This is a genomic window from Alteromonas hispanica (assembly GCF_010500915.1).
In the GTDB taxonomy this organism is placed as follows: domain Bacteria; phylum Pseudomonadota; class Gammaproteobacteria; order Enterobacterales; family Alteromonadaceae; genus Alteromonas; species Alteromonas hispanica.
Window position 1 is genome coordinate 388818 of the sequence record NZ_JAAAWP010000001.1, and the last position, 15419, is coordinate 404236.

At 45.1% G+C, this 15419-nt stretch carries 14 protein-coding genes; 2 read left to right on the forward strand and 12 right to left on the reverse strand.

Annotation, left to right across the window (positions count from 1 at the left end; all coding sequences use genetic code 11):
• Positions 1-32: 32 nt before the first annotated feature.
• From mltG to yceD, 10 genes are all read right to left on the reverse strand, one after another.
• The gene (gene mltG, locus GTW09_RS01650; protein ID WP_163109478.1) at positions 33-1106 is read right to left on the reverse strand and encodes an endolytic transglycosylase MltG; all 1074 of its coding nucleotides are present in this window, start codon (positions 1104-1106) and stop codon (positions 33-35) included.
• A complete protein-coding gene (pabC, locus tag GTW09_RS01655; RefSeq protein WP_163109480.1) occupies positions 1106-2026 on the reverse strand; it encodes an aminodeoxychorismate lyase in 921 nt (306 codons plus the stop codon). The genes mltG and pabC overlap by 1 nt, the downstream gene beginning before the upstream one ends.
• Positions 2027-2157: 131 nt before the next feature.
• A complete protein-coding gene (fabF, locus tag GTW09_RS01660; RefSeq protein WP_071979104.1) occupies positions 2158-3396 on the reverse strand; it encodes a beta-ketoacyl-ACP synthase II in 1239 nt (412 codons plus the stop codon).
• 81 nt (positions 3397-3477) lie between these two features.
• Positions 3478-3717 (reverse strand): acyl carrier protein, encoded by a 240-nt coding sequence (acpP, locus tag GTW09_RS01665; protein ID WP_032095800.1) that lies wholly within the window; start codon positions 3715-3717, stop codon positions 3478-3480.
• A 199-nt stretch (positions 3718-3916) separates the two neighbouring features.
• The gene (fabG, locus tag GTW09_RS01670) at positions 3917-4657 is read right to left on the reverse strand and encodes a 3-oxoacyl-ACP reductase FabG (protein WP_163109482.1); all 741 of its coding nucleotides are present in this window, start codon (positions 4655-4657) and stop codon (positions 3917-3919) included.
• Between the two features lie 9 nt (positions 4658-4666).
• Positions 4667-5596 (reverse strand): ACP S-malonyltransferase, encoded by a 930-nt coding sequence (fabD, locus tag GTW09_RS01675; RefSeq protein WP_163109484.1) that lies wholly within the window; start codon positions 5594-5596, stop codon positions 4667-4669.
• A gap of 102 nt (positions 5597-5698) precedes the next feature.
• Positions 5699-6664 carry a beta-ketoacyl-ACP synthase III gene (locus tag GTW09_RS01680; RefSeq protein WP_163109486.1) on the reverse strand — a complete coding sequence of 322 codons (966 nt, stop codon included), beginning with the start codon at positions 6662-6664 and terminating at the stop codon, positions 5699-5701.
• On the reverse strand, positions 6661-7686 hold the full coding sequence (gene plsX, locus GTW09_RS01685; RefSeq protein ID WP_163109488.1) for a phosphate acyltransferase PlsX: 1026 nt from the start codon (positions 7684-7686) through the stop codon (positions 6661-6663). Before plsX ends, GTW09_RS01680 begins: the two co-directional genes overlap by 4 nt.
• Positions 7687-7701: 15 nt before the next feature.
• Positions 7702-7872, reverse strand: a complete 171-nt coding sequence (rpmF, locus tag GTW09_RS01690) for a 50S ribosomal protein L32 (RefSeq protein WP_071979109.1) — start codon at positions 7870-7872, stop codon at positions 7702-7704.
• Between the two features lie 3 nt (positions 7873-7875).
• Positions 7876-8409, reverse strand: a complete 534-nt coding sequence (gene yceD, locus GTW09_RS01695) for a 23S rRNA accumulation protein YceD (RefSeq protein ID WP_071979110.1) — start codon at positions 8407-8409, stop codon at positions 7876-7878.
• A 270-nt stretch (positions 8410-8679) separates the two neighbouring features.
• Between yceD and GTW09_RS01700 the strand changes: the two genes are divergently transcribed.
• Positions 8680-9327: a Maf family nucleotide pyrophosphatase gene (locus GTW09_RS01700; RefSeq protein WP_163109490.1), complete on the forward strand. Its 648-nt coding sequence runs from the start codon at positions 8680-8682 to the stop codon at positions 9325-9327.
• 37 nt (positions 9328-9364) lie between these two features.
• On the opposite strand, the gene GTW09_RS01705 is transcribed toward GTW09_RS01700, so the two are convergent.
• On the reverse strand, positions 9365-10051 hold the full coding sequence (locus tag GTW09_RS01705) for an HAD family hydrolase (RefSeq protein ID WP_163109492.1): 687 nt from the start codon (positions 10049-10051) through the stop codon (positions 9365-9367).
• Positions 10052-10118: 67 nt separating this feature from the next.
• Positions 10119-11060 (reverse strand): 23S rRNA pseudouridine(955/2504/2580) synthase RluC, encoded by a 942-nt coding sequence (gene rluC / locus GTW09_RS01710; RefSeq protein ID WP_071979113.1) that lies wholly within the window; start codon positions 11058-11060, stop codon positions 10119-10121.
• Positions 11061-11850: 790 nt separating this feature from the next.
• Between rluC and rne the strand changes: the two genes are divergently transcribed.
• On the forward strand, positions 11851-15243 hold the full coding sequence (rne, locus tag GTW09_RS01715; RefSeq protein ID WP_203565580.1) for a ribonuclease E: 3393 nt from the start codon (positions 11851-11853) through the stop codon (positions 15241-15243).
• Positions 15244-15419 lie beyond the last annotated feature (176 nt).

Consider the following 15419-nt stretch of genomic DNA (forward strand, 5'->3'; position numbering starts at 1 on the left):
TGCTTGAAGCTTCAATACGCCACGCTATGTTTCTAACGTTTTAATTGAAATTGTCGTACGGCGGCATTGTGCTCCTCGAGGGTATTTGAGAATTGATGACTTCCGTCACCTTTAGCAACGAAATATAGCGCATCGGTTGTTCTTGGTGATAGTGCAGCTTTTATTGCTGCTTTACCGGCCATCGCTATAGGCGTTGGTGGCAACCCTTTAATAACATAGGTATTGTATGGCGTTGCTGTGCGCAAATGCTTGCGGGTAATGTTCCCATCAAACGTAGGACCGATACCGTATATCACTGTAGGGTCTGTTTGCAGACGCATTTTTTTATTTAGCCTGTTTACAAATACTCCCGCAATTAAATCACGCTCTTCAGGTACGGCGGTCTCTTTTTCGATAATGCTCGCTAAAATCAATGCCTCATAAGGTGTAGAAAGCGGCAAATCAGTATCTCGATTTTTCCATTCTATCATTAGAAATTCAAACAAGGCCTTATTAGCGCGCGTCAAAATCTCACTGGCTTTGGTTCCTTTGGTGAAAAAATAGGTGTCTGCCAGATAAAGTCCTTCCGGGTTTTTGATACTATCACAACAGCCTTCGCTATTTTCTGAACCACTCGTAGTTGTGGCAGTAACACTGGTATTGCCAGCGAGAAGCATTGAATGCGAAACGGTTTGCGCCAGCGTTCTCTCTGTCAAATCAAATTGTATTTCGCCATTACCTTTTAAGGTATCTTGCCACTGAGCAAGGGTTAGCCCTTCCACAAGACTGACGGAAAAAAGATATTCGTCGCCATTGGTAAATGTAGCAAAGGCATCCGCTAACGATTGCCCAGGTTGCAGCATATAAGTTCCAGACTTTATGTCAGTGCTTTGGGCAAAAAATCTAAGCCATACTTTGGCGATAAGCGGAGAAATAGTCGTCACTTCTTCGTTTCTCAAACGCTTGACCGTGCGATATGCATTGCCTCCCCTTTCAATGGAAAACAGCGTATTTTGCTCAATACGAAGCGGTGCTTGCACTTTATCAATCACATAAAACACGCCTGCCACGCCAGATAAGCAAAGTAGTATGACGAACGTAATAGAAAGAATTAATAAACGTTTCACTACCTTATTTCCTTTTCTAGCGACGTTGCAAAGCCTTGCCTTGCTGACTCCACCTCACCTAAATCATAAGATAGCTGTTGAAGGCGCGATGATAATAAGTCTGAAATGGATTGGATTTGCTCGGCCATTACGGGAAAAGACGTAGATTGGTCGTTATCGAATCTAACAGATTTTACCGGCATCACTTTCATCAGCGCATTGGTTACCACCACGCATTCGGCGCACTTAATTTCATCGGTAGTAAATTGGCCAATTTCATAGGGAATGTTATTTTTTTCAAAAGCTTCAAGTAAGCATTGCCGTACTACCCCATTTACTCCACTACCGTGAAGCGATGGAGTGCACCACATATTGTTTGTAAAAAAGAATATATTTCCGGCGCTGCTTTCAATCACGTTACCTTGCGTATCGCACACTATTGCATCATCTACATTCGCAAGGCTGACTTCACGCTTTATCAGTACCTGTTCGAGACGGTTAACATGCTTAACCCCCGCGAGAATTGGTTGAATTGCCAGTGCGGTTTGTGCACAAATTAGCTTCAACCCCGTACTGTAGAGAACGTTATAATGGGAGGGATATTCATGCTTTGTAAGTCTTACTACAGGTGGGTTCTGCTCGTTACGACTGTACCCACGCCCGCCCTCACCGCCGGAGACGTGAATTTTAAGAACATATTTTTCATCCACACTGCCTGATTCAGGTGAATTATTCGCTATCTCTTTCAATATTGCGTTTTTAATGGCGCTAGTGTCGATAACAAGGCCAATCGCTGTAGCATCGTGCAGCAGACGAGACAGGTGAAACGATAACAATTCGGCTCGTCCGTTACAGATACACATTGTTGTAAAGACACCGTCACCGTAATTAAACGCCCTATCACTAGCGGGTATAGGCATATTTGGAGGTATTATTTTCACTGCCTGTTAAACATCTTAAATACATTGGAGATGGGTGCAGTATACCAAGTTGCCAAAGGCAAACAAGAAAGGGTGACACATAGCATGTATCACCCTTTGTATCTTTAGCAAGTATATGGTTTTACGCGGTATTAAAGGCGCTTGAATACAAGTGAGCCGTTGGTTCCACCAAAACCAAATGAATTGCACAACGCGTGGTCGGCAGTAAACATTTTCGCCTTATTGGCGACAAAATCGAGGTCGCATCCCTCACCAGGCTCGTCTAAATTAATAGTCGGTGGTGCCATCTTGTCTCGTAATGCCAATATCGTGAATATGGCTTCTACAGAACCTGCAGCCCCAAGTAAGTGACCCGTCATAGATTTTGTTGAGCTAACTAAAAGATCGTAAGCATGCTCGTTGAATACGCGTTTTACTGCTGCAACTTCAGCGACATCACCTGCCGGTGTAGACGTACCGTGAGCGTTTATGTAGCCAATTTCGGTTGGATCAATCTTCGCATCCAGCAATGCGTTTTGCATTGACGTTGCAGCACCCTCACCGTCCTCAGGTGGTGACGTCATATGATAAGCATCACCGCTCATGCCGAAGCCGACAAGTTCAGCATAAATAGTAGCACCACGTGCTTTTGCTGATTCGTACTCTTCAAGCATCACTACACCAGCGCCTTCGCCCATGACAAACCCATCGCGATCTTTGTCCCATGGGCGGCTAGCTGCCTTCGGATCGTCATTGCGAGAAGATAGCGCTCTCGCTGCGGCAAATCCAGCTATGCCTAAAGGCGTTATCGTTGCTTCAGCCCCTCCTGCTAACATGGCGTCTGCATCGTTATAAGCAATGGTTCTTGCTGCAATACCGATATTATGAACGCCGGTTGTGCACGCGGTAACAACATTGATATTTGGCCCTTTTAATCCTTCCATAATGGAAAGGAAGCCAGAGATCATATTCGTTATGGTTGAAGGCACAAAGAAAGGAGATACTCGCTTTGGCCCGCTGTTAAGCAACTTACTATGATTTTGCTCTATTTGCTCAAGACCGCCAATACCTGAACCAATCGCGACACCTACGCGGTGAGCGTTATCATCGTTAATAGGCAATCCGGAATCGGCTAGTGCTTGTTTACCCGCTGCAACACCCAGCTGGATAAAACGGTCCATTTTCTTGGTTTCTTTTTTATCGATATAATCCAAAGGATCAAAATCGTTAATTTGACCTGCGAAACGGGTTGAATAGTTACTACAGTCGAAGTGAGTGATTTCACCTATGCCGCTCTCGCCTGCGAGCAGTTTGCGCCATGTGTCTTCACTGTTAAGACCCAATGGTGAAAGCATCCCAATTCCGGTAACCACTACGCGACGTTTTGTCACAAAAAGTCCTCGCTTTGGAACTAAAAGTAGGAGAAACAAAAACGGCTCTAAAAAAGAGCCGTTTCGTAACTAAATTAAGACTTATGCGTCTTTATTAGCATTAATATAATCAACTGCTGATTGTACAGTAGTGATTTTTTCAGCTTCTTCGTCAGGAATTTCAGTATCGAATTCTTCTTCCAAAGCCATTACCAACTCAACAGTGTCAAGTGAATCAGCGCCTAAATCGTCAACGAATGAAGCTTCTGCTTTTACTTCTTCTTCTTTAACGCCAAGCTGTTCAATGATGATTTTCTTAACGCGTTCTTCAATGTTACTCATAATTCTAGGTTTCCCTTAAACGTCACTAGATAACAAAAGTGTCGCTAGTTTATTTTGCTAGGTCGTTCCTTGCAAGCACCAGTGTAAACTAATTTTCTGGTCAAACCAGCGACATTCGAAATTATTTAAATACTATTTTTACATCCAAGTTTGGGTAAATACCACCCTAAACTCAACAAAATTCGCAATTTTTGCGAATTTAACCCATGTACATCCCACCGTTTACATGGATAGTCTCGCCCGTAATATACGCTGCACCGTCGCTCACTAAAAAGGCAACAGTGGCGGCAATTTCATCAGGAGAACCCAAACGGTTTGCTGGAATATCTTTAAAAATGGCTTCTTTTTGGTCATCAGACAATGACTTTGTCATATCTGTGTCGATGAAACCAGGGGCTACAACATTAACAGTGATCCCGCGAGAAGCAACTTCTCTTGCCATCGATTTCGAAAACCCAATGACCCCTGCTTTTGCAGCGGCATAATTCGCTTGCCCCGCATTTCCAGCACTACCTACCACCGAACCTACGTTAACAATTCGCCCGCAACGCTTCTTCATCATACCGCGAAGCACGGCTTTAGATAGCGTAAATATCGATGTCAGGTTGGTGTCGATGATATCTTGCCACTCATCATCTTTCATGCGCAATAAAAGATTATCGCGAGTAATGCCTGCGTTATTAATTAAAATATCAATGCCGCCCTCTGCAGCGGTGATATCTTTTAACACACTATCAACGCTGTCTTTGTCAGTAACATTTAGCGCCAGGCCTCTGCCACCAGAAGCGTCGAGGTAGGCCGATATAGCTTCAGCACCACTGTCACTTGTTGCGGTACCAATGACCGTAGCCCCCTGATTTGCAAGAGCAGTAGCAATGGCTTTCCCAATACCTCTGCTTGCACCAGTAACAAGGGCAACTTTACCGTCTAATTGACTCATCGCATTTCCTTATTGTTTTAATGCTTCCACACCCTCAGGTGTATTCACAGCAAGAGACTCAAGACTCTTGTTAATTCGTTTGTTCAAGCCGGTCAGTACTTTTCCTGGACCAACTTCGATAACACGCTGTACGCCTGCAGCAGCCAAATACTCAACGGTTCGAGTCCATTGCACGGGACAATATAATTGGCGCACTAGCGCGTTTTTAATTGCTTCTCCTTGAGTCTCAATAGTCACATCAACATTATTAACAATATTTATAGTGGGCTCTGAGACCGACAGAGATGCAAGAGCATCTTCAAGTTTATCAGCGGCTGGGCGCATTAATTCGCAATGCGACGGTACACTTACGGCAAGTGGCAGCGCACGTTTAGCACCCGCCTCTTTACACGCCTGAGCGGCTTGTTCTGCGGCGCTTTTTTCGCCCGCTATAACAACCTGCCCTGGCGAATTAAAGTTAACCGGTGCAACAACATCTCCAGTAGCAATGGCGGTTTGCTGACATAAATTGGCAATAGAAGCATCGTCTAACCCAATAATAGCAAACATAGCGCCCGCACCTGCTGGTACGGCTTCTTGCATATATTTGCCTCGTGCTTCAACCAGCTTTACCGCATCAGCGAAGTTCATTGCCCCACCACACACAAGGGCTGAATATTCACCCAAGCTATGACCTGCTAAATAATCTACATTTAAGCCTTGTTCACGAATAACGCGCCACGTTGCAACACTTGCTGTAAGCAATGCTGGCTGCGTGATGTGGGTTTCGTTTAATTGGCCATCGGCATCGTTTTGAACAAGCTTCCAGAGGTCGTAACCTAACACCTCAGACGCTTCTTTAAATGTTGCCTCTACAACGGGGTAATCAGCAGCCAATTCTTTTAGCATGCCCACGCTTTGTGAGCCTTGCCCTGGAAATACACAGGCTGTTTTTGTCATTCTGCTTCCTTATTATTTTATAAACCTTTAGAAGTAAAAATGGCGCATTTCGTGTTCTACCCTACTAATATCAAAAAGATGCCCTGTGGCACTTTTCAACAATTAGTAGCGTACTAACGCAGACGCCCAGGCAAAGCCGCCGCCAAACGCTTCCAACAACAAGTGTTGTCCACGCTGAATTCGACCATCGCGTATAGCGGTATCTAACGCGGTAGGTACTGTCGCTGCCGATGTATTGCCGTATTGTTCTAGCGTCAATACTACCTGATCTAACGACATGTTTAGCTTTTTCGCCGTCGCTTTAATAATTCTGAAATTCGCCTGGTGTGGCACTAACCAATCTAAATCGGTTTTTTGCATATCGTTAGCGGCTAGGGTTTGTTCAACAACTTGCGACAGCTTGTTAACCGCTACTTTAAACACCTCGTTGCCACGCATCACGCCCCAGTTTTCATGAACTGACTGTTCGTCACCTCGCGTAGGGTTACCTACATAAAGCAAATCACCATATGAGCCTGCAGCGTGAATATGCGTTGATAATATTCCTGGCTCATCGCTGGCTTCAATTATAGTTGCACCTGCAGCATCACCAAATAAAATCACCATGGTTCTGTCTGCTGGGTCGATAAGACGGCTTAAACAGTCGGTACCAATCACCAAAATACGCTTGGCCATACCAGACTTAATATATTGATCGGCAACGCTAAGCGCATAGCAATAGCCAGCACATGCCGCTGCAACATCGAATGCGGGAATACCGTCTAAATCAAGCATACGCTGTATTTCACACGCGGTACTTGGAAGTGCGTAACGACCACTTGTTGTGGCACATACAATCATGTCGATGGATTTTGGGTCGATGCCAGCCATTTCTATGGCTTTCTTACTGGCCTCTGCACCCATAGTTGCGGCAGTTTCATCCGCACCAATAATACGACGTTCTTTAATACCCGTTCTGTCAGTGATCCACTCGTCACTGGTGTCTACCATGACTTCTAAATCGGCGTTTGTACGCACGTCACTGGGGTAATAACTGCCTGTTCCTATAAAGCGAGAATATTTGCTCAAAGCTGCTCCAACAATACCGTTTCTATCTTTGTTTTTATCTTATCCGGCAAATGCATTTCTGCTTCTTTCATTGCTTGCACAATGGCGTAGTAAAAAGCGTCTTTTTGCGCATTTCCGTGACTCTTGATAACAATGCCGCGCAATCCTATCAGACTCGCACCGTTATACTGGTCGGGGTTCACGCTATTGTAGATAGATTTCAGTAATGGAAAGGCAATTTTGGCTAGTAATCGAGTGTAGAGGTTTTTCTGCGACTGGCGTTTTACTTCATTAATCACCAGCTTGGCTAAACCTTCGCTGGACTTTAAAGCAATGTTACCAGTGAATCCATCGGTAACGACAACGTCAGCATAGTCGGTAAATATATCATCCCCCTCTACATATCCGATGTAGTTTATCCCTGGTGCGTCTTTGAATAATTGGTCGGCAGACTTTACTTGGGCGTTACCTTTTATGTCTTCTTCGCCCACATTCAGCAAAGCAACTCTAGGCGATGCAATACCAGAAACTTCTTGTGCAAGGACAGAGCCCATCACACCGTATTGAAAAAGAATTTCGGGGGTACAGTTTACGTTCGCACCAAGGTCTAGCAAAAACACCTTGTGATTGCTCGTGGTGGGTAACATGTTAATTAATGCAGGCCTGTCGATTCCCGATAAGGTTTTAAGCAAGTAGAACGACAGGGTAAGCAAAGCGCCCGTATTTCCGGCACTAACGCATGCATTAGCATCACCGCTTTCAACGAGTTCTACAGCGCGCCGCATGGAGGAATCTTTTTTATTTCGTAAGGCTGATGTGGGTGCCTCGCCCATTTCGACAGTTTGTGAGCAGTGTACAATATCTACACGCTCTCGCTCGCTGGGTGTAAGCGAACTTATGCCGTTTTCAATTGTGGAGTCGTCGCCGCAAAGCGTGAAGCGAACATTGGGATGTAGCTGAATGGCCTTGACGGCTGCAGCAAGGATAACAGGGGGACCATGATCGCCCCCCATGATATCTAACGCGATGGTTAGCTTAGACAAAATGTAGTATCCGACTTAGGCGCCGATTACTTTCTTGCCTTTATAGTAACCGTCAGCAGTCACGTGGTGACGACGGTGCGTTTCGCCTGACGTTTGATCGACAGACAAAGTCGCGCCTGTCAATGCATCGTGTGAGCGACGCATGCCGCGCTTTGAACGCGTTTTACGATTTTGTTGTACTGCCATAACTTACTCCTGGTCTCGCTTAAGTTCTTTCAAAACCGCGAAAGGGTTTTGTCGCTCTTGTTCCGGTTCAATCTTTCCGAATGACATCTCATCACGCTTCACAGCACACTCCGACTCTGCATGAAGGGGCACTATGGGCAATGATAATAGTAATTCGTCTTCAAATATCTGAAGCAGACTAACTTCTCCGTGGTCGTCGACCTCTACCGGTTCGTAAGCCTCGGGAATGATGTCATCACTTTCTTGCTCTTCTCCCTGCACTGGAGTAAAGCAGAAATCCGCATTCACGGATAAATCGAGTTCACCATTACACCTCTGACAGATAAGTGTGACGTCAGTAGATAAATGGCCGTGAAAAACAGTAAGACCCTGCGCGTCTTTTTCGAACTGTACTTCTGCGTCCACATATTCACTGCATCGGACAACTGCCCCGCTCAATCGTTCCATGTCTTTAGCCAGAATTACGCCCCGATAATCGGAACGTTTCGTGGCACTTTTGGTCGGTTCAACCGAATGGGGTAATTTCACTTTCTGCATAGGGCGCGCATGATATAGCCTCACCCCGCCTGTGTCAAAGCAAAAATGCGATTTAACTTGGTATAAAACACTGTAAAATGGGGCTTCTGTTGCTACTTCACCGCTTAGCTTCTTTCGGCCTAGCTTTCGTCGCTAAGCTTCTTTCAATGCTCCGGAGAAAACGAGAGTCAGACTACAAGGCATTTAAACTTAATGCTGCGCGGGCGAATAAATCCTCAGGGCCGATTAACCAAATATTGCTTTTTTATTGAAAATAAGGAGCCAAATTAAGTGACTACATTAATACTAGCGTCATCTTCTCAGTATAGAAAAAAACTCTTAGCCGATATCGGTATTAAGGTAGACGCCGTCAGCCCTCATATTGATGAAACACCTATGCCAAGCGAGAGCGCGCTTGAGCTAAGCAAACGCTTAGCTGAAGAAAAAGCACGCGCAGTAAGTGCTCAGCTTAACGCTAACAACTCTAATACTTATACTGTAGGCAAAAATCAAAGCCCTATCATTATTGGTAGTGATCAGGTTGCTTACCTCGAAACCGATGCTACGTCATTATTACTAGGAAAGCCCTTAGATGCAGATACCGCAGTAGATCAGCTTTCTCGCTGCCAAGGAAAAGTGGTGTCGTTTTTTACATCGGTATGCGTCCACCAAGCAAGCAGCAATACAACCGTTGTTGAAGTAGAAGAAACTCGCGTGTACTTTCGCCACAATCCTATCTCTCTTCTTAAAAGCTATGTAGAAAAAGAGCGCCCCCTTGATTGTGCGGGCAGTTTTAAAAGTGAGGGAATGGGCGTGCTTTTATTTGAACGAATAGAATGCAGAGATGCCAACAGCCTCATTGGGCTTCCCATCATGTTGTTAAACGACATCTTGTCTAACCACTTCAACGTCAACCTATTGGAATTAGCTACCGCTTGACGTCGAAGAGATATTCCCCGTTTGAAGCAACTCTAATCTAAACGGGCTCGTTTAGTAAAAAACGCTTAAGCTCTTCGATAGAGTGAACAATTATTTTTGGCTTTAGTGTTTCTAAATGGACTTGAGCGTGCACGCCATAAGAAACCCCCACTCTATCCATTCCTATCGCTTGCGCCATTTTCATATCGTATGTGGTATCACCAATCATTACCGCCTCGTCTATCGACATCGACAGTTCATCAACAAGTTGAAGTAGCATATCTGGCGAAGGCTTTGACTCTGCTTCATCTGCTGTGCGAGAGGCAGAGAAAAAATGACCGGTGTTAGTTTGCTTCCACGCTCTATCTAAGCCTCTTCTTGCCTTGCCCGTTGCAACAGCAAGCGTGCAACCAGAAGATTTAAGTGCTTCAAACATTTCCTGAGCCCCCTCAAAAAGAGGACAAGGGGTGGTATCTTTTGCCAAAAACGCCTCTTTATATGCCAGTACTAATTTCTCTGCCAATGCATCATCATCAATATCGAATAGTTGCTTAATGGCAGGCTTAAGGCTAATACCGATAATATGCCCAACTTCGTCGCTTGTTGGAATTGGCATACCGCATTGCTTAGCGGCAAATTGCATGCAGTTTATAATTTTGTCGGCGGAATCCATGACGGTGCCGTCCCAATCAAAAATGGCAAGCTTGTAGCGCGGTTTATTTGATGCCTTTGACGTGCTCTGCATTTATATTTTTATCCGTGTGTTGATACTTTCTACTGCATTACTCTTCGGTATTGATGTAAAAATGGCGTTAAAGAGCACCTAGTGCCGCATTCAAATGGCTATCTAACGGCGCGTTAAAAGTCATTCTCTCTTCAGTGCCAGGGTGAATAAAAGCAATGCTGTATGCATGAAGGAACAAGCGATCTAATCCTTTTGACCTCATACTGGCATCGAAATCGTTGTCGCCGTACTTAGGGTCACAGGCAATAGGATGCCCTGCATGTAAGCAGTGAACGCGTATTTGATGAGTTCGCCCGGTTATCGGCGACGCCTCAACTAAGGTCGCCCCCTCAAATTGGGTTAAAATTCGATAGCGAGTTTCGGACGGTTTTCCATCTTCACTTACATTTACCATTCTCTCGCCAGATTGGAGGGTATTCTTTTTAAGTGGCGCTTTTACTTTAAATCGATTAACCGGCCACTCTCCTGCTACAAGCGCGTGATAACGCTTGTCCATTTTGCCATTGCGCAGTTGCTCGTGCATATGGCGCAGTGCCGAGCGTTTTTTTGCAATCAGCATACAGCCAGATGTATCTCTGTCTAAACGATGCACTAACTCCATAAACTTTGCATCGGGGCGCAAAGCTCGAAGCCCTTCAATGAGACCAAAGCTTAATCCACTTCCACCGTGAACTGCCATTCCTGATGGCTTATTCATAACGATAAGGCGATCGTCTTCAAACAAAATATGTGATTCAAGAGCGGCAATTTTATCTAACTTGGGCGACGGTGCCGGTGCGCCCTCAGACACACGTACAGGAGGTACGCGAACTATGTCGTCTGTTTGCAACTTATACTCAGGCTTTACCCTGCCTTTGTTTACACGCACTTCGCCTTTGCGCAAAATGCGATAAATCATACTTTTCGGTACACCTTTTAACTGGGTACGCAAAAAATTATCAATTCGTTGACCGGCTAGATCGGCATCGACCGTTAAAAAACGGACTTTTTGGGGGGCTTGTTCTTTCATTCAGGCATTATAACGCAATGTTTTGCCATCAACATTATGAAACTTTCTATTTGCTCTAATTTATTGCATTTGTGTCTTTTTTATTCTGAGTGGCCTGTTTTTTTAAGGTATCTATTTAATAGTTACATTTATTCACCGACTTACCTTGCTTAATTTCAGTTTTTGGTGCGATAATTCACCATGCTTTTTAGGCACTAAAATCGCGAATCTTAATCGTACGCCAATCCGTACTCTTCGCGTAACAACCTGCCTAAAATTCATAAAGACGATATTGAATTAAAAACGACGATGTATTCGGTCGTAGGTTCAAGTCGCAAACGAAAAGGCATAGGTTAGGTTTCGGTAATGTTATTAACATAACAAGACATTTCATACCGAACTCGCTAAGAGGCAACGACAACACTGCCGTACATAAGCGAAACCATGCTTGCGAACATAAAATACGTTTGCCGTTTTGCTAACAGAATTAAATGACAAACGAGCGATGCACATGATATCGCTTGTTAAAATGAAGAAAGAAATAAGGGTGAGTCGCTCCCGACATCTCAAAAGCAGTGTAGCCTCTGAAAGGTTAATCAGTGCGGTAATATAGGCAAACAACAAAAACGTTTGCAGCCGAAATTCTGACAGAAACCGCGTATGACACGTATTTTACGCAAAAGCTACCCACTAGAGATAATGCGATGTAACAACAAAGTCCCCGTCCAGCCGAGAGGTTGCGCGGTGAGGGTTTGCACATGTCACTTTAATTTTGTGTCTTAACGGCTGTACAAAAACAGAGTTAGATACAATGAAAAGAATGTTAATAAATGCAACTCAACAAGAAGAGTTGCGTGTTGCACTGGTAGATGGGCAACGCTTGTACGACCTAGACATAGAAAGTCCAGGGCATGAACAAAAAAAGGCAAATATATATAAAGGTAAGATAACCCGCGTAGAACCTAGCCTTGAAGCCGCATTTGTCGATTATGGTGCCGACCGCCACGGATTCCTTCCTCTAAAAGAAATTGCCCGCACGTACTTTCCTAAAGGCTATAAATTTGAAGGCCGCCCTAACATCAAAGATGTTATCAAGGAAGGCCAAGAAGTTATCATCCAAATTGACAAAGAAGAACGCGGCCAAAAAGGCGCTGCGCTTACTACGTTTTTGTCTTTGGCAGGAAGCTATTTAGTATTGATGCCCAACAACCCTCGTGCAGGTGGTATTTCTCGTCGTATAGAAGGCGATGAACGCACAGAGTTAAAAGCGTCGTTAAGCAAATTAGAACTTCCTGACGGTATGGGCTTAATTGTTCGTACTGCGGGCGTTGGTAAGTCTTACGAAGAATTAGAGTGGGATTTGAAAGTTCTGCTTAAGCACTGGGAAGCTATTTCCGAAGTCGCAAAAGAGAGGGAAGCACCTTTCCTAATTCACCAAGAAAGCAACGTAATTGTGCGTGCTATACGCGACTACTTACGCCGCGACATTGGCGAAATACTGATCGATAAAACGAGTATTTATGAGCAGGCTTTGCAGCATATTGAGCTTGTTCGCCCAGACTTTGCGAGCCGCGTAAAACTATATCGCGGTGAAGTGCCTTTATTCAGCCATTATCAAATTGAGAGCCAGATCGAATCTGCTTTTCAACGAGAAGTTCGCCTGCCTTCAGGTGGCTCGATTGTCATCGACCCTACTGAAGCGTTAACGTCAATTGATATTAACTCTGCGCGAGCAACAAAAGGTGGAGACATTGAAGAAACTGCGCTTAACACTAACCTTGAAGCCGCAGATGAAATTGCCCGTCAATTGCGTTTACGCGACCTAGGTGGCTTGGTAGTTATCGACTTTATCGACATGACGCCGGTTAGGCATCAACGCGAAGTCGAAAACCGCATGAAAGACGCGGTTAGAAGCGATCGCGCACGCGTTCAGCTTGGACGCATTTCTCGTTTTGGTTTATTAGAAATGTCTCGTCAACGCTTACGTCCTTCTCTTGGCGAATCTGCACACCATGTTTGCCCGCGCTGCTCAGGCCACGGCACCATTCGTGGAACAGAATCGCTCGCGTTGTCTATCCTTCGCATACTTGAAGAAGAAAGCATAAAGGAAAATACAGGGCAAATAGAGGCACAGCTTCCTGTTTCTGTAGCCACTTATCTGTTGAATGAGAAACGAAAATCTATCCAGCTACTTGAAAAGCGTCATGGTGTTGATTTGTTACTTATTCCAAATGCAAACCTTGAGACTCCTCATTATCAGGTAGAGCGCCGTCGTCCAGATGATGCGCTGCAAGATGCAAGCTACGAAGTAGAGTTAATGCCAGCAGTGGAAACTGAAAAAGTATCTACTACAACAGCACCTGTAAAACGAGAAGAGCCTGCGCTCAAAGGGCTTGTTGCGCCAACTACGGCAGCACCTGTGTCTCAGCCAAAGCCGCAGACACAAGCGAAACCAGCACAATCTAGCGATGTCCCCTCTTTATTTGCTCGCATAGGTAAGTGGATTAACGACATGTTTGGTTCTGATGATAAGTCAGACTCATTGTCGAAAGACACGCAAAAACAAGAAGAGAAGACATCATCTAATTACAAAGGTAAAAACCCGCGTAATACTCGCAACAATGATGACCGCCGTCGTAAACCTCGTAAAAATACGCGCCGTAATGGCCCAGCGGGGGCAAAAGAAGGTGAGCAAGATCAGCAGCGCGCTCCTCGTTCAGAGCAAGACGATAAACGCAACAATAACAAAGGCCGCAAACCGCGCAGAGCGCAGCAGCCTCGTGACGAGCAGCAAAAGCCAAAGCACGACACGCCTAAACAAGATGAAACTGTTAAAGACAATGTTGAACAGCAGGATAATCAAGTTGAGAAGAAACGCGAAGTTGCCGAGCGCAGAAAACGTCGTGATAAGCGTCGCAGTGTTCGAGTGAACAAAGGTGATTCAGTAAACGCCAACGCACAGAGCGCACCAAATGCGGAAAGCAAACCAGCTGCACCGAAAAAGCCAGAGAGCGCTCACAATCAAGTAGAAAGACAAGTAGAGAAACAGGCAGATAGCCAAGCTGATAAGCAACCTGAAGAGCAAGTAGTAACTTCTGCTCCCGTAACAGAAGATGCGGCAGGAAAGCCCTTAGAGAAGCATCACGCTAAAGAAAAAACAGTGATCGGTTCGCCATCAGAAACGTCTGAGTCTACTGAAGAAACTCAAGAAGCAGCGGTAATTTCAGAATCAACAAATGACGAAAATGGCCAGAAGCGTGAAAGCCGAGGACGCTCACGTCGTTCTCCGCGTCATGTTCGTGCTGCCGGTCAACGTCGTAAGAAAGAAGCCCAGCAAAATGATGAAGGCAACAATGCTGTCGATAACGAGAGTCAAAATAATGCTTCACAAGTAAGCGTTGATGAAACTCAAGCCAAGCAGCCAGGTAACTTATCACCAGACGTTGAAGCTAATACCGACGCTAAAGTCGACAGCGCCGCAGGCGCGGAAACTGCAGCAAAGGTAGAAAGCGCAGAAGCTCAATCAGAGGCGGCACCTTCGCCAGCTCCTGTTAAGACACAAGAGACCGAAGCCCCTGCTCAGCAAGCTGAAGAGGCTGTTGAAAAGGTAGCCGATGAGACTTCTGAAAAAGTAGAAGCAAGTCCATCACAAGATGAGTTACAGTTTGAAGAAGCGCAACCTGAAGACGAAGTTAAGCAAAACACTTCTTCTTCACAAGCTGCTGAAACACCTCAGCCAGCAGCGGTTGAGCCTAAGCAAGTTGAGATTAACTTAGAAGAAGATACTCATACTGATAAGCACTCAGAAGAGGTGACTGCTGAAGCGGTGCCATCTTCAGAGACGCCTGCAGATGATTCTAAACAGTCACCTGCAACACCCTCTAAAGAGGCTACTACGGAAGCGCAAGATATAGACGCTGATATAAACGCTAAAGAAGATAAAAAGGTAGAGGATAAACCAGCAGCTGAGAAAGCAGCGTCGGCGGTGGTATCACCTCTAGGCGCAAGCGGATTAGGTAAGCGCAGAGCGTCTCATCCAATGACTTCGCCTGCCTCTGTTGACGATGCGTTTGTCGATGTTGAGTTAATCTCAAAATCGGATGATACGCGGCCTTCTTTGGCAGTTTGTGGCAAAACTGCGCTGGTATCGCAAGCATCAGCACGAGCTTCGGCTCCTGCAACCTTGCCTGAGAGTGTAGATTAATGAGTTAAGCCACTCTTGTCCTACTGGCTCTTCCTGTCGTATTAAGGAATGAGCACGGTAGCAGCCGTATAAAAGCCGTTTCATTATGAAACGGCTTTTTTATGTTAAGTGGACGCTACTTGTATTAATTGCATGGCATTTTATACCATTAGTCCGTATAGATAATTACCTACTAG